The sequence below is a fragment of the Siccibacter colletis genome (assembly GCF_000696575.1).
Lineage (GTDB): Bacteria > Pseudomonadota > Gammaproteobacteria > Enterobacterales > Enterobacteriaceae > Siccibacter > Siccibacter colletis.
Map to the genome: position 1 here is coordinate 115,407 of NZ_JMSQ01000005.1, position 21,792 is coordinate 137,198.

Below are 21,792 nucleotides of genomic sequence, written 5' to 3' on the forward strand. Positions count from 1 at the left end.
GTGGGATAATCTTTAGCTGTAAGAAAGCTGTGAACTTCCGTTCATCGCTCACAGCAGATCATATTTCAGCATCTGCGCCACTGCCCTGCCCGTTGTTACGCCCCATAAAAAAAGGACCGCTGGCGTAAACCAGCAGTCCTCTGCATCCCGCATTGTTATTTCTGTTGCACTATGCCGGTATCACAACCCTTTCAGCATCCTGTCGACATACTCCGGCACCACGCTGCTGGCCAGTCCGTAATGCTTTTCGTCGAAGTCGCTGTTCACCTGGCTCGGTTCGAGGTTTAACTCGACGGTGTGCGCGCCCTGTAGTTTGGCTTCATGCACGAAGCCGGCCGCCGGATAGACGTGGCCGGAGGTGCCGATGGCGATAAACACGTCTGCCATAGCGATGGCGCTGTAGATCTCATCCATGCCGAGCGGCATCTCGCCGAACCACACCACGTGCGGGCGCAGCGGCTGCGGGAACTGGCAGCAGTGGCACTTGTCTTCCGGGGTGATGTCCCCGGTCCACTCCAGCACCTGGCCGCTCCAGTCGCAGCGCACTTTTAATAGCTCGCCGTGCATGTGAATGACGTTTTTATTCCCGGCGCGCTCGTGCAGGTTATCGATATTCTGCGTCACCAGCAGAAAACGATCGCCCAGCTCCGCCTCTAACTGCGCCAGAGCATGATGCGCGGCGTTAGGCGCGATTTCAGCCTGCTGCAGCTGGCGGCGGCGCGCGTTGTAGAACGCCTGAACCAGCTGCGGGTTGCGCGAAAAGCCTTCCGGGGTCGCCACGTCTTCGACGCGGTGCTCTTCCCACAGGCCGTCTGCGGCGCGGAAGGTGCGAATACCGGACTCCGCGGAGATGCCCGCGCCGGTCAGTACGACAACTCTCGGTTTTTCCATCACTTCGGGTACCACCGTGTCTCTGAAGAAAATACGCTGACGCAACCGGTCGCGCAGCCTACGTTTATTTTTCTTGAAACGAATCAGACGGTGCGAACGACGCGATTGCATATCTACCTCAGTTTACTCGGTGAGATGAAGGAATGCCGCACCGCGCATTCCTCCGGCATCGCCGTGGCGCGCCCGCGCAATGCGCGGAACCTTTGCCACCGGCAGTAAGGCGCGTGGCAGACGCGACGGCAGGGCTTCAAACAGCGCATCAAAATGAGAAAGCCCGCCGCCGATCACCACCAGATGGGGATCGAGAATGGTCAGAATATTGCCCAGACAGACTGCCAGCAGATCGAGCCAACGGTCAACAAACGCCTGCGCGCGGGTATCGCCAGCCTGCCACAGGGCGACGATCTGCTGCGCATTGTGCGGCTGCGCGTAGTAGTGCTGCCACAGCCAGGCAAAGCCCGGCCCGGAGAGATAGCCTTCGATACAGCCGCGCTGCCCGCAGCCGCAGGGGCGAAGCGGCACGCCTGCGCCGAGCACGTCGAGGGCGTCAACCGGCAAGCGGGTATGGCCGAACTCGCCGGTGATATAGCTGCGCCCCGAGACCGGCTTGCCGTTGACGACCAGCCCGCCGCCCACGCCGGTGCCGAGGATCAGGCCCATCACCACCGGCAGGTGGCGGAACTCATCATCCCAGGCTTCGGAGAGGGTAAAACAGTTGGCGTCGTTATCGACCCGCACCTCGCGTCCGAGTCGGTCGCTGAGATCGGCCGCGAAAGGACGACCGCTGGCGGCAGGCAGATTAGCGGCATAAAGCGTGCCGTCGTCGGTCTGCGGCATGCCGGGAATACCGACCCCGACGCTGCCCGCGGCACCAAAGCGCGTATCGGCCTCGGTCACCAGCCCGGCAATGGCATCCAGGAACGCACGGTAATCGTCGTGCGGCGTGGCGATGCGGCGCTCCCATTGCAAACGGCGGGCGTCATCATAGACGCCGAGGGCAATTTTGCTGCCGCCGATATCGAAGCCGTAGTACATCGTCCCTCCCGTGATTACTGTCCGCCGCTCAGCACGCGGGCCGGATCGATGCGGCTGGCGCGTCGCGCCGGGTACCAGCTGGCGATTAGGCTCAGGACCAGCGCGGTGAGTAACACGTAGACCACATCCAGCCAGTGCAGTTCAGACGGCAGGAAGTCGATGAAATAGATGTCGCCCGACAGGAACTGATGCCCGGTAGCGCCCTGAATCGCATTGATAATGGTGGTCAGGTTAAAGGCCGCCAGCACACCGATAATCACGCCGATCACGCTGCCCAGCAATCCTGCCAGCAGCCCGTACCAGACGAAGATGGCGCGGATCAGCCCGTCTTTGGCACCCAACGTGCGTAGCACCGCGATGTCGCTGCTCTTGTCCTTCACCGCCATCACCAGCGTCGAGACGATGTTAAAACAGGCAACGCCGATCACCAGCACCATCGCCAGATACATAATGGCGCGGATCATCTGGATATCGCGATACATGTAGCCATAGGTGCCGATCCAGCTCTTGATGTAGACGTAGGCGTCGGTCACCTGGCCGGCGTCACGCACCAGCTTGTTGGCGTTAAACACGTCCTGCACCTTGATGGCGATGCCGGTCACGCTGTTTCCCATATCGAGATACTGCTGGGCATCCGCCAGCGGCACCATCGCGAAGCTGTGATCGAGCTGGCCGCTGAGCTGTAGAATGCCGGCGACGTGCAGGCGCACGCGTTTGGGCTGCAGCAGCTTGTGCGCGCTGTTGGCGTTCGGGATCATGATGGTCAGCCAGTCGCCCTGCTTCACTTTCAGCGCGTCGGCGACGCCTTTACCAATGATGATCTGCTGTTCCCCGGCTTTAAAGCTGGCCCAGGCGTTGTTCTGCACAAAGGAGGGCAGCGCGCTGAGACGAGTCTCCTGCGCCGGGTCCACACCTTTTACCTGGATGGCGCGCAGGTTAACGCCGCTCTCCACCAGCCCGGTAAAGTTGACGTACGGCGCGGCGGCCTCAATGCCCTTCACCTGCTCGACGCGGCCCAGCACGTCCTGCCAGGCATTGAACGGCTGCTCCACCGGCTCAATCTGCCCGTGCGGCACCACGGCGAGAATGCGATTATTGAGTTCGCGCTCAAAGCCGTTCATGGCGCTCAGGCCGACGATCAGAACTGCCACCCCCAGCGCAATGCCGATGGTGGAGATGACAGAGATAAGCGACACCATGCCGCTGCGGCGGCGTCCGCGGCTAAAGCGCAGGCCGATTAAAAGCGAAAGCGGAGACGCCATTACTGCGCCCCCATCAGGGTCAGTTCAGCATTCAGGTGGCCGTCGCGCATCTCCAGCTGGCGCTGCATGCGTTTTGCCAGCTGCAGGTCATGCGTCACCACCAGGAAGGCGGTGCCCTGGGTGCGGTTCAGCTCGCCGAGCAGTTCAAAGATGCTGTCGGCATTGCGGGCGTCGAGGTTACCGGTCGGTTCATCCGCCAGCACCAGCCGCGGGTTATTCACCAGCGCACGGGCGATAGCCACGCGCTGCCGCTCACCGCCGGACAGCTCGGAAGGGCGATGGCTGCTGCGATGATCAAGACCCACCGCACGCAGCATCTCCAGCGCGCGCGTTTCCGGCTGCTTGTGCTTGCCAATCAGCAAGGGCATCGCGACGTTTTCCAGCGCGGTGAAGTCCGGCAGCAGGTGGTGGAACTGATAGATAAAGCCCAGCTCGCGGTTGCGCAGCTCAGCTTTCGCTGCCGCTGACAGCGAGCTCATCGCCTGGCCGTTAAAGATCACATCGCCGGACGTCGGCGTGTCCAGCCCGCCCAGCAGGTGCAACAGGGTACTTTTCCCCGAGCCGGAGCTGCCGACGATAGCCATCGTCTCCCCGGCGGCGATGCTGAAGCTCACGTTGTGCAATACGTCGGTCTGCACCTTACCTTCCTGGTAGCGTTTGCACAGGTTGTCGCACTGTAACAGCACAGAATTACTCATAACGTAAAGCCTCAGCGGGTTGGGTGGCGGCAGCGCGCCATGACGGGTAAAGCGTGGACAACAGGGCGATGGCCATCGCGGCCAGCGCGATCCCCACCACCTGCAAAGGTTCAATAGCCACCGGCAACGCCGCGCCATCCAGCAGCGCGCCGATAACCGGCATCAGGTTATTAAGCTGGCTGGCAAGCAGTGCGCCGAGCACCGCCCCGAGCAGCGCGCCGACGATACCGGCGCTGGCGCCCTGGATCATAAACACCGCCATAATCTGGCGGCGGTTCAGCCCCTGGGTTTGCAAAATGGCAACTTCGCCCTGCTTCTCCATCACCATGAGGCCCAGCGAGGTGATGATATTAAACGCGGCGACGGCGATGATCAGGCTGAGCAGCAGGCCCATCATGTTCTTCTCCATGCGTACCGCCTGGAACAGCTCGCCCTTGCGCTCGCGCCAGTCTTTCCACACCGTGCCCTCGGGCAGGGTCTGCTGGCTCAGCTCGTCCACCTTCAGCGGTTCGTTAAGCCACAGACGCCAGCCGGTGATGTTCCCGGCCGGATAGCGCATCAGGCGCGAGGCGTCCTGAATGTTGACCAGCATCTGGTAGCCGTCCACTTCGCTGTTGGCGGCAAACGTACCCGCTACGGTGAACAGACGCTGGCTTGGCAGACGTCCCATCGGCGTAAACTGGCTGGCAGACGGCACCATCACGCGGATTTGATCGCCACGGTTCACCCCAAGCTGGCCCGCCAGCTGTTCGCCGAGGATGACGTTGTATTTACCCGGTGCCAGCACGCTTTGCTGGACGTTGCTGAGATAGGGGGTAAGCGGGTCGCGCTGCGCCGGGTCGATGCCAAGCATCACGCCCACCGACACGTTGCGCGCGCTCTGCAGCACCACATCCCCGGTAGTGAGCGGCGCGCTGCGGCTGACGCCCTGAAGGTTCAGGCTGTCTGCCGGACGCTGCTGGGGGTTGAGGGAGCCGGAGGGCGACGTAACGATGGCCTGCGGCATCAGGCCGAGAATGTTGTTTTGCAGTTCGCGTTCGAATCCGTTCATCACGGAAAGCACCGTGACCAGCGCCAGTACGCCCAGCGTGATGCCGATGGTCGACAGCCATGAGACGAAACGACCGAAGCGGTCAGCTGCGCGGCCCCGCATGTAGCGTAAGCCAATGAATAAAGCGACAGGTTGGTACATGAAATCCGTCTTAAACCGTGTGCAAAGTGACTGGCAAGTATATAAGCGTAACCGGATTAAGTAAATGAAACGCCATTTCCAGGTCGACACATTCCTTAACAGAAAAACCCGAAAAATCAATTTGATATCATTTGTGATTGCGACAAACCCGGCGGCGTATCCGCCTTTCTGCCACCCTGCGGTTTTTCCTGAAATCGCCCAAACGGGGCAAAACCAGATTGATTCCGATGACCAATATATCCTTAGCCGCCAGGCTATAGGCTGTAATTAGCCAAAAAACGGGTGCGCGTTTTCGCATGAAACAGAAGCAACAAAAACAGTTATGGATTAACCAGATCAAAGGGATGTGTATTTGTCTGGTGGTGGTGTATCACTCGGTGATCACTTTCTACCCCAACCTCATGGGGCTTGAGAATCACCTGGCAATTATGGTGTCGAAGGCCTGGGTCTACTTTAACCTCTACCTCGCGCCGTTCCGCATGCCGGTCTTCTTCTTTATCTCCGGCTACCTGATCCGCCGCTATATCAGCGAGGTTCCGTGGAAGCAGTGCCTCGATAAGCGCGTGCTGAGCATCCTTTACGTGCTGATCCTCTGGGGAGCGGTGCAGTGGTTCGGCCTGCTTCATCTGAATGAGTGGCTGGCGCCGCAGCGTGACATCAGCGACATCAGCAACGCCGCCTACGCGGAATCCCCCGGCGAGTTTCTGGTGGGCATGCTCACCGCCAGCACCAGCCTGTGGTATCTCTACGCCCTGATCGTCTACTTCATCATCTTTAAGGCGTTTTACCGCTTCCGGGTGGCGCTGTTCGTGGTGCTGGTCGGGCTGAGTATCGCGATCAACTTCCTGCCGACGCCGTGGTGGGGGCTGAACAGCGTGATCCGCAACATGCCTTATTACAGTCTGGGGGCATTCTTTGGCGGGCCGCTCATTGAGAGCGTCAAGCAGTGGCGACCGCGCCGCCTGCCGATCTTCGCACTGCTGGCGGTGGCTTCGGTGCCGTTCTACTTCCTGAACGTGCCGCTGTTTATCTCGATGATATCAATTGTGGCGATCATGAAGGTGTTTTACCTGTATGAGCAGTGGCGTGGCGCGAACGAAAACTCCCTGTTCAACATCATTGGCTCGAATACCATCGCGGTTTACACCACGCACCGCATTCTGATTGAAGCGATGAGCCTGGTGCTGGTGGCGAAGATCAACCAGAAGGCGTTCAGCGATACGCTGCTGCTGGCCCTGCTGCTGACCTATCCGTTTATCAGCCTCGCGCTCTGCACCCTGGTCGGTCTCGCGGTACGCAAATTCTCCACCACCTTTGTGAAGGACGCCCTGTTCTCTCCGCCTAAACCGCTGACGCTCAGTTCCGACGCGCGTTAACTCCACAGCCCCGCATTTGCGGGGCTGACTTTGTCGCTTCCCGCTACACTGTTGACCGTTACTGCTTTCTGATTTGCTAATGTAAAGCGATGACGGATAATAATGAGCACGCCATCGCGCGCCGCCTTCTCCGTCACGCGAACTAAAACAAGCGAGAACCTGACACCGTCTATGCCTGAACAATATCGTTATTCCCTGCCAGTGAAAGCCGGCGATCTTCGCCAGCTGGGTCAGCTAACCGGCGCAGCCTGCGCAACTGAAGTGGCGGAAATTGCCGAACGTCATACCGGCCCGGTGGTCCTCATCGCCCCGGACATGCAAAACGCCCTGCGCCTGCACGACGAAATCCAGCAGTTCACCGACAGCATGGTGATGAACCTGGCGGACTGGGAAACGCTGCCCTATGACAGCTTCTCGCCGCACCAGGAGATCATCTCCTCGCGTCTGTCGACGCTCTATCAGCTGCCGACGATGCAGCGCGGCGTGCTGATCATGCCGGTCAACACCCTGATGCAGCGCGTCTGCCCGCACAGCTATCTGCACGGCCACGCGCTGGTGATGAAAAAGGGCCAGCGCCTGTCGCGCGACGGCCTGCGCGCCCAGCTCGACCAGGCCGGTTACCGCCACGTTGATCAGGTGATGGCGCACGGCGAATACGCCACCCGCGGCGCGCTGCTCGATCTCTATCCCATGGGCAGCGAGCAGCCCTACCGCATCGACTTCTTTGATGACGAGATCGACAGCCTGCGCCTGTTCGACGTCGACAGCCAGCGCACACTGGAAGAGGTGGAAGCCATTAATCTGCTGCCCGCCCACGAGTTTCCTACCGACAAAGCGGCTATCGAACTGTTCCGCAGCCAGTGGCGCGACCGCTTTGAGGTCAAGCGCGACGCGGAGCACATCTATCAGCAGGTGAGCAAAGGCACCCTGCCCGCCGGGATCGAGTACTGGCAGCCGCTGTTCTTCAGCGAGCCGCTGCCGCCGCTGTTCAGCTATCTGCCGAAAAATACCCTGCTCGTCAGCACTGGTGCGCTGGAAGGCAGCGCCGAGCGTTTCCAGAGCGATGCCCGGGCACGCTACGAAAACCGTGGCGTGGACCCGATGCGTCCGCTGCTGCCGCCGGAACTGCTGTGGCTGCGTACCGATGAGCTGTTCGCCGAGCTGAAGCACTGGCCGCGCATGCACCTCGCGCACGAGGCGCTGGCGGAGAAAGTCGCCCATACCAATCTTGGCTATCAGACGCTGCCGGACCTGGCGGTACAGGCGCAGCAGAAATCACCGCTGGACGCCCTGCGTCAGTTCCTGGAGTCCTTTACCGGGCCGGTGGTGTTCTCGGTAGAAAGCGAGGGGCGCCGCGAGGCGCTGGGAGAACTGCTGGCGCGTATTAAGGTGGCCCCGAAGCGCATTCACCGCCTCGATGAAGCCACGGGCAATGGCCGTTTCCTGATGATCGGGGCGGCGGAGCGCGGCTACATTGATACCCTGCGTAACCTGGCGCTGATCTGCGAAAGCGATCTGCTGGGCGAGCGCGTGACGCGCCGTCGTCAGGAGAGCCGCCGCACCATCAACCCGGATACGTTGATCCGCAACCTCGCAGAGCTGCATCCCGGCCAGCCGGTGGTGCACCTGGAGCACGGCGTCGGGCGCTATGCCGGGCTGACCACCCTCGAAGCGGGCGGTATTACCGCTGAGTATCTGATGCTCACCTATGCCAACGACGCAAAGCTCTACGTGCCGGTGTCGTCCCTGCATCTCATCAGCCGCTATGCCGGTGGCGCGGAAGATAATGCGCCGCTGCATAAGCTCGGCAGCGATGCCTGGACGCGCGCACGGCAGAAAGCCGCGGAAAAAGTGCGCGACGTGGCCGCCGAGCTGCTGGATATTTACGCCCAGCGCGCGGCTAAAGCGGGCTTCGCCTTTAAGCATGACAAAGAGCAGTATCGCCTGTTCTGCGAGGGTTTCCCGTTCGAAACCACACCGGACCAGGCCCAGGCCATCAATGCGGTGCTGAGCGACATGTGCCAGCCGCTGGCAATGGACCGGCTGGTATGCGGCGACGTTGGTTTCGGGAAAACCGAAGTGGCGATGCGCGCCACTTTTCTCGCCATCGAGAACAACAAGCAGGTGGCGGTGCTGGTGCCGACCACGCTGCTGGCGCAGCAGCACTTCGATAACTTCCGTGACCGCTTCGCCAACTGGCCGGTGCGCATTGAGCTGCTGTCGCGTTTTCGCAGCGCCAAAGAGCAGGCGCAGGTGCTGGAGCAGGCTGCTGACGGCAAGGTCGATATTCTTATCGGCACCCACAAGCTGCTGCAGAGCGATGTGAAGATGAAGGATCTGGGGCTGCTGATCGTCGATGAGGAGCACCGCTTCGGTGTGCGCCACAAGGAGCGGATCAAGGCGATGCGCGCCGATGTGGATATCCTCACCCTCACCGCCACGCCGATCCCGCGTACCCTTAACATGGCGATGAGCGGCATGCGCGATCTGTCGATTATCGCTACCCCGCCGGCTCGCCGTCTGGCGGTAAAAACCTTCGTGCGCGAGTACGATAACCTGGTGGTGCGCGAAGCGATCCTGCGTGAGGTGCTGCGTGGCGGTCAGGTCTACTACCTGTTTAACGACGTGGAAAACATCCAGAAAGCCGCCGAGCGGCTGGCGACGCTGGTGCCGGAAGCGCGTATCGCTATCGGTCACGGCCAGATGCGCGAGCGCGAGCTGGAGCGGGTGATGAATGATTTCCACCACCAGCGCTTTAACGTGCTGGTGTGTACCACCATCATCGAAACCGGAATCGATATCCCGACCGCTAACACCATTATCATTGAGCGCGCCGACCACTTCGGGCTGGCGCAGCTCCACCAGCTGCGCGGGCGCGTCGGACGCTCACACCACCAGGCGTACGCCTGGCTGCTGACGCCGCATCCGAAAGCGATGACCAGCGATGCCAAAAAACGCCTTGAGGCCATCGCCTCGCTGGAAGATCTCGGTGCGGGCTTTGCGCTGGCGACCCATGACCTCGAAATTCGCGGTGCCGGTGAGCTGTTGGGTGAGGATCAGAGCGGTCAGATGGAAACCATCGGCTTCTCGCTCTATATGGAGCTGCTGGAAAATGCGGTCGACGCGCTGAAAGAGGGCCGCGAGCCGTCGCTTGAGGATCTCACCAGCAGCCAGACTGAAGTGGAGCTGCGGATGCCGGCCCTGCTGCCGGAGGACTTCATTCCCGACGTCAATACGCGCCTGTCGTTCTACAAGCGCATCGCCAGTGCGAAGCAGCCTGCGGAGCTGGAGGAGCTGAAGGTGGAGCTGATCGACCGCTTCGGGCTGTTGCCGGACGCGGCGCGCAACCTGCTGGATATCGCCCATTTGCGGTTGCAGGCCCAGCAGCTTGGCGTACGGAAGATCGAGGGCAATGAGAAAGGCGGCATCATTGAGTTCGCGGAGAAAAACCATGTCGATCCGGTGTGGCTGATCGGTCTGTTGCAGAAGCAGCCGCAGCATTTCCGCCTCGACGGCCCGACCCGTCTGCGCTTTATGCAGGATCTGAGCGAGCGTAAAACCCGCATGGAGTGGGTACGTAACTTTATGAACCAGCTGGCGGAAAACCGCGCCGCGTAACCTGATGTGCACCCGTTCTGCGGGTGCGCTGCTTCACCTTTACAAACCCTTTCAAAGCGCCTGGATTTCCCTACACGGGCACCCGCCATAATTTATCTTCTATAAACAATAATTAAGCCCAATCTTTCTGGGAGATAAGGGTCATGATGAAAACTGTGCGATCGTCACACTGGCTGGCGACATTAACCCTGGCCGCGGTAGTAGCCTTAAGCGCCCTGCCCGCCCGGGCCAATACCTGGCCGCTGCCGCCAACCGGAAGCCGTCTGGTGGGAGAAAATGCTTATCACGTGGTGGAAAACGATGGCGGCTCGCTGGAAGCGATTGCCAAAAAATATAACGTCGGTTTTCTGGCGCTGCTGCAGGCCAACCCCGGCGTTGACCCCTATGTGCCGCGTGCCGGTAGCGTGCTGACCATTCCGTTACAGACGCTGCTGCCGGACGTGCCGCGCGAAGGGATTGTGATTAACCTCTCCGAGCTGCGCCTCTATTACTATCCGCCGGGCAGTAATCAGGTGACCGTCTACCCTATCGGCATCGGCCAGCTCGACAGCGACACGCTGACGCCAACCATGGTCACCACCATCTCGGACAAGCGCGCTAACCCGACCTGGACGCCGACCGCGAACATTCGCGCCCGCTATAAAGCGAAAGGCATCGATCTGCCCGCCGTGGTTCCCGCCGGGCCGGATAACCCGATGGGGCACCACGCTATCCGTCTGGCGGCTTACGGCGGCGTCTACCTGATCCACGGCACCAATGCCGACTTCGGTATCGGGATGCGCGTCAGCTCGGGCTGCATTCGTCTGCGCGACGGCGATATTGCCGCCCTGTTCAGCGCGGTGAAACCGGGCACGAAGGTCAACATCATTAATACGCCGATTAAAGCGTCCGTAGAGCCGGATGGACGTCGCCTGGTGGAAGTGCATCAGCCGCTGTCGAAAACGCTGGAAGACGATCCGAAGACGCTGCCGATCGTGCTTAATGCGGCGATGACAGCCTTTAAAGACGATGCGGCCACCGACGCTGCGACCATGGAACATGCCATGGAGGTGCGCTCAGGGATGCCGGCCGACGTTGCTGCCCACCACCCGGAAAGCCCTGACCAGACGATTTGAGCCTGACAACAAAAAAGCCCTGCGATCGCAGGGCTTTTTTTCACGCATAACCAGCGGGTGGATTACTTATTTATAGATAACCGCGGTGCCATGCAGGGTGTTCGGACCGGTCACAGAGGTGATGCGGAAGGAGCTTGCGCCCATCTCTTCAGCTTTCTGCGCCAGCTGATCTTCCAGTGAACCCAGGTTAGTCCCTGCGGTTGCGGAAATGGTGCCAACCGCCTGCTGATTCGCCGGGGTGGACTGAACTTCTACCGCAGCGAAGCTTGCGAAAGAAAGTGAACTTAACAGCGCGGCAGTAAACAAAGCAGTAATGGTTTTCATGTGTGTGACCCTTTTTGCAGATGAAAGAATGTCGTTAATTAATTAACTTAACGATCGATAAACAAATGATAGATGTGATCGTGGTCACACGTCAACCTAATTTTATAACGAACATTAATTAAATTTAAAAAGATAATTTATTCATATAGATAGCGCTCAATTATTTTCCGGAATTGAGGCTGGAACCGGACGGATAAACTTGCAATAATGAATGACACATCATCAACAGGGGTTAACGGCACTATGAATACAGACGCACCACAATGCGCAAAAAAAAGCCGTGGCCGACCAAAAGTGTTCGACAGGGAAGCCGCGCTTGATAAGGCCATGACACTCTTCTGGCAGCACGGCTACGAAGCGACGTCGCTCTCAGACCTCGTGGAAGCGACCGGGGCGAAAGCGCCGACGCTGTATGCCGAGTTCACCAATAAAGAGGGGCTGTTCCGCGCGGTACTCGACCGCTACATCGCCCGCTTTGCCGCAAGGCAGGAAGCCGAGCTGTTCGGCAGTGATAAAACGCTGGCGCAGGCGCTGGCTGATTATTTCTCGGCGGTCGCGAGCTGCTTTACCAGCAACGATACGCCGGCGGGCTGCTTTATCATCACCACTTCAGCAGGGCTGGCCGCCTCGTCTGAGCAGGTCGCCTGTACCATTAAGGCACGTCACGCGATGCAGGAGCAGACGCTGGTGCGTTTCCTCGATGAGCGCCAGCAGCGAGGTGAGCTACCCGGCGACTGCGACACCCAGGGGCTGGCACGCTATTTAGCCTGCCTGCTGCAGGGCATGTCGGTCAGCGCCCGCGAAGGCGCCTGTTTCGATACCCTGCATAAGGTCGCTGACACGACACTGCATATTCTGCCCGAGCTGATCCAGGCTTACCGCCCGCGTTAACCCTGTAGTCATCAGGGAATTGATAATCTGAAGTTATCTTTCGTGCTCCGCTACCGGAGCACGAATTTTTTGTGCCCTTTCTGCTTTTGCCCGCAAACCCGCCTCTGGACTGGCTCCAGTCTATTGATAGTCTAAGGCTATCTCAATAATCGCTAAAACCTATTAAATATATTTTGATGGTTAACTATGCTTTTAAGCAGCTGATGATTATTTCACTGCTAACGAATCATTATTCAGGATGAGACAGGAAGAATATCGTCGGGAAGACGAGATTAACCGCAGCAAGGGCACCTGAAGTTCCGGGTCTGGCGGTGCTTAAGCCTTTCATTACGGACAACAAGGTTTGCAGTTTGACTATTCACATGCAGAAGGATTATGGAAATGATTATGCTATTACCATTATTTAAGGTGTTAATAGTAATAACATTGTTATTTGGACTCTGGTTGTTATGTGGTGGTTCAGTGATTTTTGCCTTTATTTCTGTTCTGATCACCGGATGCCTGCTTTTCCGCCAGCACAGTCTGATTTAAACGGCGCACTTTGGCCGCAGAGTGCAAAAACCCTTACGTCTGCCGCACCGGCATCCAGGCGTAAGGGTTTTTCTTTATGCATAAAAAACGCCCCGCAGCCTGAGCGACAGAGGGGCGAATGCAGAGAACGTCTTTTTTTTACGCTTTTTTATTCAGGATCAACTGACCATTGCTGTCGAGCGGGATCTGCGAACCGGGATCGTTATCCATGCGGATTTTGCCCTGCTGTTCGCCAATGCGGTAGGTCACATCGTAACCCAGCATTTTTTCTGACTTGTCATAGACGGTTTTGCAGCGCTGCTGGGTGCTGGTGTAGGTGTCGCCTTCCTGCAGCGCGCCCTGCACCTGGTTACCGGCATAGCCGCCCCCCAGCGCACCGACCACGGTTGCCACATCTTTGCCGCGGCCACCACCGAACTGATGACCAATCACCCCGCCCGCGACGGCGCCCAGCACGGAACCCGCAATACGGTGCTCATCCTGCACCGGGCGGCGATGGGTGACGGTGACGTTGCGGCACTCCTGACGCGGCGTCTTCACGGTCTCTTTGATTGGCGTGGCGGAAACCACCTGCGCATACTGCGGCGAACGGTCAAACACATTCAGGCTGGCGACCGCAGCCACCCCCAGTGCGGCGGCTACGCCGATGCCGATACCGGCTAACATTGATTTATTCACAACAGAACCTCCTGCTTGCGCTAATGGTCATCATTCTGCAACCGACAGGGTGTAGTGGCAAATAAGAAACAGGCGTAAAAATGCGAGAATATGTGGAAAAAGACGCGTTTAGGAGAACTCCTATGCGTTACAGCTGTCCAGGCGGGATTTTGTGCTTTAAGCCCTGCCCTTTGCAGGACAGGGCTTATCGGTCAGTGCAGCTTGAGTCGCGGACGGATCACGCGGTTGATGCTGCCAACCAGCATCATCAGACCGGTTTTCATGTAACCGTGCAGCGCGATCTGATGCATACGGTAGAGCGAGATGTAGACGATACGCGCCATCCGCCCTTCCACCATCATTGAACCGCGCATCAGGTTACCCATCAGGCTGCCAACGGTAGAGAACTTCGAGAGCGACACCAGCGAGCCGTGGTCTTTATAGACGTAAGACTTCAGCGGCTTGCCTTTGAGCTGCGCCAGGATATTGGCCTGAGCGCAGGACGCCATCTGGTGTGCAGCCTGCGCACGCGGCGGCACGAAGCCACCTTCCGGACGGGCGCAGGAGGCGCAGTCACCAATCGCGAAGATATCCGCATCGCGGGTCGTCTGCAGCGTCGGCTCCACCACCAGCTGATTGATACGGTTGGTTTCCAGGCCGCCAATCTCTTTCATAAAGTCCGGGGCTTTGATACCCGCCGCCCACACCATCAGATCGGCTTTAATGTACTCGCCCTCTTTGGTGTTAAGGCCACCTTCATCCGCGCTGGTCACCATGGTATTGGTCAGTACGCGCACGCCCAGCTTGGTCAGCTCGTTATGCGCGGCGCTGGAGATACGCGGCGGCAACGCCGGCAGGATACGCTCGCCCGCTTCCACCAGCGTCACGTTTAGCGCCTCGTTGGTCAGCCCTTTGTAGCCGTAGCTGTGCAGCTGTTTTACCGCGTTGTGCAGCTCTGCCGACAGCTCCACCCCGGTGGCCCCACCGCCGACGATAGCAATGTTGACTTTGCCGCTCGCGCCGAGGTTAGCCGAGTACTTCAGGAACAGGTTGAGCATCTCCTGATGGAAGCGGCGCGCCTGGTGTGGGTTATCGAGGAAAATGCAGTGCTCTTTCACGCCCGGCGTGTTGAAGTCGTTGGAGGTACTTCCCAGCGCCATAACCAGCGTGTCGTATGGGATTTTGCGTTCGGCGACCAGCAGTTCACCCTTCTCATCGCGCAGTTCGGCGATGGTGAGGGTTTTGCTTTCGCGATTGATGTCCACGACGGAACCGAGCTGGAACTGGAAGTGGTGATTGCGGGCATGCGCCAGATAGCTCAGCGCGTCCACGCCTTCATCCAGCGAACCGGTCGCCACTTCGTGCAGCAGCGGTTTCCACAGGTGGCTGTGGTTGCGATCCACCAGCGTGACTTTGGCTTTTTTACCGCGACCGAGCTTATGCCCGAGCTGGGTTGCCAGCTCCAGCCCGCCGGCACCGCCGCCAACAATGACGATCTTTTTTAATGGCGTAGTCAACATGACCCCCTAAAATATTAACCAATTGTTAAGTTAAAGTTATAAAAATAACCCTGAATTAACAATGGTTTAGATACCTTAAATTTGTTAACACCGTTGAGAATAGCACGTCAGGTGCATTGGTCATACCAAATTTGACGTGCATCAATAATTATCGCTTAAAAGATAGACAGTAGACTAAAAAGGAGTTTCTGAGAGGCAAAAAAAGAAACGGGCCAGCGCAGGTCTGACCCGCTGTTGATCACGCCAGGCCTTAGCCCAGGGTTTTGAACGCCTTAATACGCTGCAGATGGGGTGAGATATTCTTGAACTTGTGGCCCTGCTCCTCATCCCAGACAATTTCATAGTAGTGGTGCAGCAGCGAGGCGGTGCGCTGACTGTCGAGCGCCTCATCCTGACGCGAAAGGATGGTCAGGCAGCGATCGCGGTTCTTTTCGCGGAAGTTTTCCACGCACTTGGTCGCGATATCGAGATACTCCTCCGGACGGTCGATCTTGCCCTCCATATTTTCCTCAGGAAACAGGTTCGGGTTGAAGATCACCTGGCGCATGTCGCACAGAAAGCCGATGCGTTCGGCCCAGAAACCGCCCAGCCCGACGCCGCAGATCAGCGGGCGATCGTCGACATTGAGCTGAAGCATTTTGTCCACTTCACGCAACAGGTGCTGCATATCGTGCTTCGGGTGCCGGGTGCTGTAGCTGATAAGCCGCACGTCAGGATCAATGAACTGCAGCTGCAGCACTTTCTCGTGGTTACCGGGGCTGTTCGAGTCGAAACCGTGTAAGTAGATAATCATCGCTTCCTCACCATATCAACCGGGCCGTCAGGCAGGTTTCACCGGGTGGACTTCGCCGTTTCCCAGCGCTCATGCAGCTGCGTCAGCGCTGCGTTTGCCGCCTTCCAGCGCGGGGACGACATGAGTTCCTGACGGGTAAATGAGCCGGTATGATACAAATTTGTAACACGCTCAGCGTTGATCGCCGACAGGTTATCCAGCACGCTTACCGCACCCTTACGATTATTGCAGACGAGGATCATATCGCAACCCGCGTCCAGCGACGCCTGACCACGCTCGGCATAGCTGCCCATCACCGCCGCCCCTTCCATCGACAGGTCGTCGGAGAAGATCACGCCGTTGAACCCCAGTTCGCTGCGTAGAATGGTTTGCAGCCAGTACGGCGAACCGCTGGCCGGGCGCGCATCGGCTTCCGGATAAATAACGTGGGCTGGCATAATCGCATCGAGCTTGTTGTCGCTGATCAGACGCGTAAATATCGACATATCGTGGCGGCGAATGGTATCCAGCGGGCGCGGATCGACAGGCGTCTCTTTGTGTGAATCCGCCGTCACCGCGCCGTGGCCAGGGAAATGCTTGCCGGTGGTTTTCATACCGGCTTCATGCATGCCGTCGATAAAACGCGTTGCCATCGCCAGCGCCTGAGCGGGTTCATCGTGCCAGGCGCGCTCGCCGATAGCGGCGCTGATATGGCCCACGTCAAGCACCGGGGCGAAGCTGATGTCGATGTCCTGGGCAATCATTTCGCAGGCCATCAGCCAGCCGGCTTCGTGCGCCAGCCGCCCTCCCTCTTCCGCGCCCAGCAGCGCCGCGAATGACTGCGCGGCAGGCAGACGCGTAAACCCCTCGCGGAAACGCTGGACGCGCCCGCCCTCCTGATCCACGGCGATCACCAGACGATGGCGCGACGCGGCACGGATCTGACGTACCAGCTCACGCAGCTGCGCCGGATCGTGATAGTTACGGGTAAACAGGATCAGCCCGCCCACCAGCGGATGATGTAAAATTTCACGCTCTTCGGCATCCAGCTCAAAGCCTGCCACATCCAACATTACCGGACCCACATCCACCTCTCTCTGTTACCTCGCCCGCGCCTGGCTCCAGGCCTCATCCGCGAGGGCGATAAATTGTTGTTCCTGCGTCTGCTGAAAGCGCTGTTCGTACCAGCCAGCTATCAGCATCTCTACCCACGGCTGCCAGCGGCGCACCTGGCTGCGCAGCGCAGAGGCATCGATACCGCTTAGCTGCGCATAGTGTTGCGTCAGCGCATCACGCACTGACGCGTCGGCCCACACCGCCGCCAGCTCCAGCGCGACATCGCCGTCGCCGGCGTATTCCCAGTCAATCAGGCGCGGCGTATCGCCCTGCCACACCAGATTGCCGGGATGAACATCCATATGCAGCGGCCTGAGGCGTAGCGGCCTGGGTTCCCCCTGCCGCGCCAGCGCGCGCAGGCGGCGTAGCCAGAACAGCGTTCGCCGCTGCGGAGCACTGGTCTGCCAGTAGTTTTGCAGCAGCGGCAGCAGCGTGATACGCCAGCCGAAGCGGGGTTGCCGGTGCAGATGATACAGTAACGCGGCGAGTTGCGGCACGGGGGGGAGCGAGGTTTTCACCTCGCCCGGCAGATAATCGAGCATCAGCCAGTCCCCCTCGCGGCACCAGACGTGCGGCGCGATGTCGGCAGGCAGCTGGCGCAGCGCCCGGTACTGGCGCGCGAATGCGGCACGGGTGACGAGACTGGCATTGCGCTGCCGCACCAGACGCTGGCCCTGCGGGGTGTCCACCAGCACGCTGCTGCCGCTTAATCCCCGGAGCGCAGATAGCGAACCGGCGGCTTGCGCCGCCGGAAAGTGTCGTGTCAAAAACGCATCCAGCGATGCATCACTGGGTTTGTTGTACTGCACCTTTACCTGACCAGATGATTTCGCCGGTTTGTACCAGCATCAGCTGCATCTGCAGCGTCGGGGCGTTGACGTTGCCAGTCGCGCTGCTGTACAGCACGTACTGCGCGCCCACGTTGCGGGCAATACCAATGGCTTTACTGCGCGAGCCGAGGCTGTCCTGAGCGGAGAGGCCGAGCTGCTGTTTGGCCTGCGCCAGCTGCTGCGCGGAGACCAGGGTGAACTTGCCGTTGTTCCCGAGCGCGCCGTGCAGCGCTTCGGTCGCCGGACCGCTCTGCAGCGAGCCGTTGGTACGGTTGTTGACGCTATCCACCAGCAGTACGCTGCCCGCGTTCACGCCGTCGGCCTGGAGCATTTTGCCAACCATCGGCTGCATCGCCCCGTTCCAGTCGTAGTGACGCACCTTCGGTTCCGGGGTGGTCGGCTGCGGCTGTTCGGTGATCGGACCCGGTTGAGACGGCACCGGCGGGATCTCAGGCACGCCAGGCAGCGTCTGCTGCGGCGGCTGAGGTTGGGCAGTGCCGGGGCCCGCCTGATCGACCGGCGCAGGCTGCTGTTCGCCCTGCATAATACATCCCGATAAAAACATCGCTACCGTAGTCAGTAGCGCATAACGACGTAATTCCCTGATCAAGTTTCACCTCTTAGAGATAAAGATAAAGCCGGACTTTCCGCGCGCCCAGATAGTGGGAGCTGGCAAAGACGGATACCCCTGAATGCGCCGGAATGGTCACGGTGCGGGGGGCTTCAAGCGGGTGCATTTCCAGCCCTTTAGCGTCATACCAGTAAAAACGATAGCTCACCGTTACCGGTTTATCTCTTTCATTGTAAATTCTGGATGACGCAGAGGGGGTAATATTTTCGCTGGAATACTCCGGTTTTTCCGCCGTAATGCCTGCTGCCAGCACGGCTGACTCCAGCACCAGCGTCTGATCCTCATTCACCGGGATCTGCGGCGACGAGCCGCAACCGGCCAGCGTTAGAGCAAACAACAGCGCGACGAGGCGTGCAGGCGTCATATCACAGCCCTTTGTGAGACAGCATTGGACCCAGCGCGCGGCCACCCACCAGATGCATATGGATGTGGTAAACCTCCTGTCCGCCGTGACGGTTGCAGTTCATGATCAGACGATAGCCGTCTTCATCAATCCCTTCGTCGCGGGCAATTTTTGCTGCCACGGTGAACAGCCGGCCCAGCGCCTGCTCGTGATCGGCGGTGACATCATTCACTGTGGGAATGAGTACGTTTGGAACGATAAGAATGTGCGTGGGTGCCTGCGGGGAGATATCGCGAAAAGCGGTGACCAGCTCGTCCTGATAAACCACGTCCGCGGGAATTTCGCGGCGGATAATTTTACTGAAAATCGTTTCTTCGGCCATGTGTAATCCCTCTTTTGTAATCCATAGAGTATGAGCGAGATAATCCAGTCCTTTCAACCTTTGACCGGTTTTTCTTTATATGGCCTGCGCTTACTGTTTGCGGGTGTTCTGATTACCGCTCTGGCTAATTCACTCTGACGTTAATCTCCGCCGTTGTTGCTGTTACAGCTCTTACATTTGTTTACAGCGGTAAGACTAATGATTATAGTTCTCATTTTTATTGACACCGGAAAGTTCATTCAGTTATTCGCGATATCTATTCATCAGCAGCGGACACCTCAGAAGAGAATCGCAATTTAATAACCAGATGCACAGCATCCTTCTTCTTAAGGGTAAAACATGGCTTTTGAAGCAACCCGCGTTCGTGGCTCGTCGCCGGCGTCGCACCTTCCTTCCCTGCTCGCATTAAGCATTGCCGCCGCGCTGACCAGCCCGGCGGTATTCGCGGCACCTAACGATACGATTGTGGTGGATGCGACGTCTGCCAGCGCTCCAGCTGATAACTCTCAGGATTACAGCGTCAAGGTGACCAGCGCCGGTACCAAAATGTCATTGATTCAGCGCGACATCCCGCAGTCGGTGAGCATCATCAGCGAGCAGCGTATGAAGGACCAGCAGTTGAATACGCTGGGCGATGTACTGTCTAACACCACGGGTATTACCGCAAATCAGGCCGACTCTGACCGCGTTTCATATTATTCGCGCGGGTTTGAGATCGATAACTATATGGTTGATGGTATTCCTACCTACTTCGAGTCGCGCTGGAATCTGGGCGATGCGCAGTCGGATACCGCATTGCTTGAGCGCATCGAAGTGGTACGTGGCGCTACCGGCCTGATGAGCGGAGCGGGTAATCCGTCTGCATCCATCAATATGGTACGTAAGCACGCTGACAGCCGTGAATTCAAAGGCAATGTCTCTGCAGAGTATGGCAGCTGGAATAAGCAGCGCTACGTAGTGGACGTACAGTCACCGCTGACAGAAGACGGACGTATTCGTGGTCGTGTTGTGACCGGTTACCAGGATAATGACAGCTGGCTCGACCGCTATAACCAGCAGAAAAAATTCTTCTACGGAGTACTGGATACCGATCTGACCGATGCAACCAGCCTGTCTGTAGGCTATGAATACCAGCAGATCAACGTTAACAGCCCGACCTGGGGCGGTCTGCCGCGCTGGAATACGAATGGCGGCGCTATTCGCTACGATCGCAGCCGCAGCACCGCACCTGACTGGGCTTACAATGACAAAGACATGAATAAGGTCTTTGTGATGCTGAAGCAGCGTTTCGATAACAACTGGGAAGCGACCCTGAACGGCACGCATACCGAAACCAAACTTGACGGCCGTACCTCGTATATTGACGCCGTACTGGATGAGTCGACCGGCAATCTGGACAGCATTTACGGGCCAGGTTATATGGTGGGCGGAACCGGCTACAACACCGGCAAGCGTAAAGTGGATGCGTTAGACCTGTACGCCAGCGGACCTTACGAGCTTCTCGGTCGTGAACATCAGCTGATGGTGGGTGCGAATTACAGTAAACAGCACAACCGTTACCTGAACTCCTGGGCAAACATTTACGCTGATGAAGTTGGCAATTTCGGCAATTACAACGGTAACATCCCGGAAACCAACTGGGGCGACCTCGCCCTGGCGCAGGAAGATAAGATCCACATCAAATCTGCCTATACCGCAACGCGTATCTCACTGGCCGATCCGCTGCATCTTATTGTGGGTGCCCGTTACACCAAATGGAGTACGGACACGCTGACGCAGCACATGGAAAAAAATAACACCACGCCGTATGCCGGGCTGGTGCTGGACATCAACGATAACTGGTCAACCTACGCCAGCTATACCTCTATTTTCCAGCCGCAGACCGTGCGCGACATCAGCGGAAAATATCTGGCACCTATTACCGGTAAAAACTATGAACTGGGTGTGAAATCTGACTGGATGAACAGCCGTCTCACGACCTCCCTGGCAGTGTTCCGCATTGAGCAGGATAACCTTGGCGTCAGCACTGGTCAGCCGATCCCGGGCTCTTCTAACGAAACAGCTTATCGCGGCGAAGATGGCACAGTGAGCAAAGGCGTTGAGCTGGAAGTTAACGGCGCACTGACCGATAACTGGCAGATGACCTTTGGTGCCACCCGCTACGTTGCTACAGACAGCGAAGGTAAGGCGGTTAATGCCGACCTGCCGCGTACCAGCGTGAAGTTGTTTACCAGCTATCGCCTGCCGATGCTGCAGGATCTGACGCTGGGTGGTGGCGTGAACTGGCAGAACCATACCTATTCTTATGTCAGCACTGGCTTCGGCACGTTCCGCGCCGATCAGGGTAGCTATGCACTGGTAAATCTGTTCGGTCGTTATCAGGTCACCAAAGAGCTTTCTGTCCAGGCGAATCTGAACAACCTGCTGGATAAAGAGTACGACACTAACGTGGGCCAGTCTTATATCTACGGCGCGCCGCGTAACTTCTCGCTGACCGCGAACTACAGTTTCTGATAGTACCGCGTAACGAATTAAGGGAGCCTGATGGTTCCCTTTCTTTTTGTCTGGACATCAGCGCCCTGCTCTCAGCACGGTTCTGTGGCAGTGA

Annotated in this window: 19 protein-coding genes; 5 read left to right on the forward strand and 14 right to left on the reverse strand. The window is 58.3% G+C overall.

Annotated features, from left to right (window positions below):
- Nucleotides 1-180: 180 nt before the first annotated feature.
- The 5 genes from cobB to lolC are packed head-to-tail and all read right to left on the reverse strand — an operon-like array spanning nt 181 to nt 5,078.
- A complete protein-coding gene (gene cobB / locus ET34_RS0104880) occupies nt 181-1,002 on the reverse strand; it encodes a Sir2 family NAD+-dependent deacetylase (RefSeq protein ID WP_031519951.1) in 822 nt (273 codons plus the stop codon).
- Nucleotides 1,003-1,014: 12 nt separating this feature from the next.
- Nucleotides 1,015-1,926 (reverse strand): N-acetylglucosamine kinase, encoded by a 912-nt coding sequence (gene nagK, locus ET34_RS0104885; RefSeq protein ID WP_031519953.1) that lies wholly within the window; start codon nt 1,924-1,926, stop codon nt 1,015-1,017.
- Between the two features lie 14 nt (nt 1,927-1,940).
- Nucleotides 1,941-3,188, reverse strand: coding sequence for a lipoprotein-releasing ABC transporter permease subunit LolE (gene lolE / locus ET34_RS0104890; RefSeq protein ID WP_031519954.1), 1,248 nt, complete (start codon nt 3,186-3,188; stop codon nt 1,941-1,943).
- The gene (gene lolD, locus ET34_RS0104895) at nt 3,188-3,886 is read right to left on the reverse strand and encodes a lipoprotein-releasing ABC transporter ATP-binding protein LolD (RefSeq protein ID WP_031519956.1); all 699 of its coding nucleotides are present in this window, start codon (nt 3,884-3,886) and stop codon (nt 3,188-3,190) included. Before lolD ends, lolE begins: the two co-directional genes overlap by 1 nt.
- Nucleotides 3,879-5,078: a lipoprotein-releasing ABC transporter permease subunit LolC gene (gene lolC, locus ET34_RS0104900; protein WP_152548354.1), complete on the reverse strand. Its 1,200-nt coding sequence runs from the start codon at nt 5,076-5,078 to the stop codon at nt 3,879-3,881. The genes lolD and lolC overlap by 8 nt, the downstream gene beginning before the upstream one ends.
- Before the next feature lie 296 nt (nt 5,079-5,374).
- Here lolC and ET34_RS0104905 point away from each other — a divergent pair, with 296 nt between their 5' ends.
- From ET34_RS0104905 to ldtC, 3 genes are all read left to right on the forward strand, one after another.
- A complete protein-coding gene (locus ET34_RS0104905) occupies nt 5,375-6,454 on the forward strand; it encodes an acyltransferase family protein (protein WP_031519959.1) in 1,080 nt (359 codons plus the stop codon).
- A gap of 171 nt (nt 6,455-6,625) precedes the next feature.
- A complete protein-coding gene (mfd, locus tag ET34_RS0104910; RefSeq protein WP_031519960.1) occupies nt 6,626-10,072 on the forward strand; it encodes a transcription-repair coupling factor in 3,447 nt (1,148 codons plus the stop codon).
- A 143-nt stretch (nt 10,073-10,215) separates the two neighbouring features.
- Nucleotides 10,216-11,187: a L,D-transpeptidase LdtC gene (gene ldtC, locus ET34_RS0104915; protein ID WP_031519962.1), complete on the forward strand. Its 972-nt coding sequence runs from the start codon at nt 10,216-10,218 to the stop codon at nt 11,185-11,187.
- Between the two features lie 66 nt (nt 11,188-11,253).
- On the opposite strand, the gene bhsA is transcribed toward ldtC, so the two are convergent.
- Complete coding sequence (bhsA, locus tag ET34_RS0104920) at nt 11,254-11,511, reverse strand: multiple stress resistance protein BhsA (protein WP_031519963.1); 258 nt, start codon at nt 11,509-11,511, stop codon at nt 11,254-11,256.
- A gap of 243 nt (nt 11,512-11,754) precedes the next feature.
- On the opposite strand from bhsA, the gene ET34_RS0104925 reads away from it, so the two are divergent.
- On the forward strand, nt 11,755-12,402 hold the full coding sequence (locus tag ET34_RS0104925; RefSeq protein ID WP_031519965.1) for a TetR/AcrR family transcriptional regulator: 648 nt from the start codon (nt 11,755-11,757) through the stop codon (nt 12,400-12,402).
- 669 nt (nt 12,403-13,071) lie between these two features.
- Here the strand turns inward: ET34_RS0104925 and ET34_RS0104935 are convergent.
- From ET34_RS0104935 to hinT, 8 genes are all read right to left on the reverse strand, one after another.
- Nucleotides 13,072-13,611, reverse strand: a complete 540-nt coding sequence (locus tag ET34_RS0104935) for a glycine zipper 2TM domain-containing protein (RefSeq protein WP_031519967.1) — start codon at nt 13,609-13,611, stop codon at nt 13,072-13,074.
- 191 nt (nt 13,612-13,802) lie between these two features.
- Nucleotides 13,803-15,107, reverse strand: a complete 1,305-nt coding sequence (locus ET34_RS0104940) for an NAD(P)/FAD-dependent oxidoreductase (RefSeq protein WP_031519969.1) — start codon at nt 15,105-15,107, stop codon at nt 13,803-13,805.
- A 253-nt stretch (nt 15,108-15,360) separates the two neighbouring features.
- Nucleotides 15,361-15,903, reverse strand: coding sequence for an alpha/beta hydrolase YcfP (gene ycfP, locus ET34_RS0104945; protein ID WP_031519971.1), 543 nt, complete (start codon nt 15,901-15,903; stop codon nt 15,361-15,363).
- A gap of 38 nt (nt 15,904-15,941) precedes the next feature.
- A complete protein-coding gene (gene nagZ, locus ET34_RS0104950) occupies nt 15,942-16,967 on the reverse strand; it encodes a beta-N-acetylhexosaminidase (RefSeq protein ID WP_031519973.1) in 1,026 nt (341 codons plus the stop codon).
- A 15-nt stretch (nt 16,968-16,982) separates the two neighbouring features.
- Nucleotides 16,983-17,807, reverse strand: a complete 825-nt coding sequence (gene thiK / locus ET34_RS0104955; protein WP_031519974.1) for a thiamine kinase — start codon at nt 17,805-17,807, stop codon at nt 16,983-16,985.
- Complete coding sequence (gene lpoB / locus ET34_RS0104960; RefSeq protein WP_390901335.1) at nt 17,785-18,393, reverse strand: penicillin-binding protein activator LpoB; 609 nt, start codon at nt 18,391-18,393, stop codon at nt 17,785-17,787. Before lpoB ends, thiK begins: the two co-directional genes overlap by 23 nt.
- 55 nt (nt 18,394-18,448) lie before the next feature.
- Nucleotides 18,449-18,823, reverse strand: a complete 375-nt coding sequence (locus ET34_RS0104965; RefSeq protein ID WP_035890898.1) for a YcfL family protein — start codon at nt 18,821-18,823, stop codon at nt 18,449-18,451.
- A 1-nt stretch (nt 18,824) separates the two neighbouring features.
- A complete protein-coding gene (gene hinT / locus ET34_RS0104970) occupies nt 18,825-19,184 on the reverse strand; it encodes a purine nucleoside phosphoramidase (RefSeq protein WP_031519979.1) in 360 nt (119 codons plus the stop codon).
- A 339-nt stretch (nt 19,185-19,523) separates the two neighbouring features.
- On the opposite strand from hinT, the gene fhuE reads away from it, so the two are divergent.
- The gene (fhuE, locus tag ET34_RS0104980) at nt 19,524-21,698 is read left to right on the forward strand and encodes a ferric-rhodotorulic acid/ferric-coprogen receptor FhuE (RefSeq protein ID WP_031519981.1); all 2,175 of its coding nucleotides are present in this window, start codon (nt 19,524-19,526) and stop codon (nt 21,696-21,698) included.
- Nucleotides 21,699-21,792: the final 94 nt, after the last annotated feature.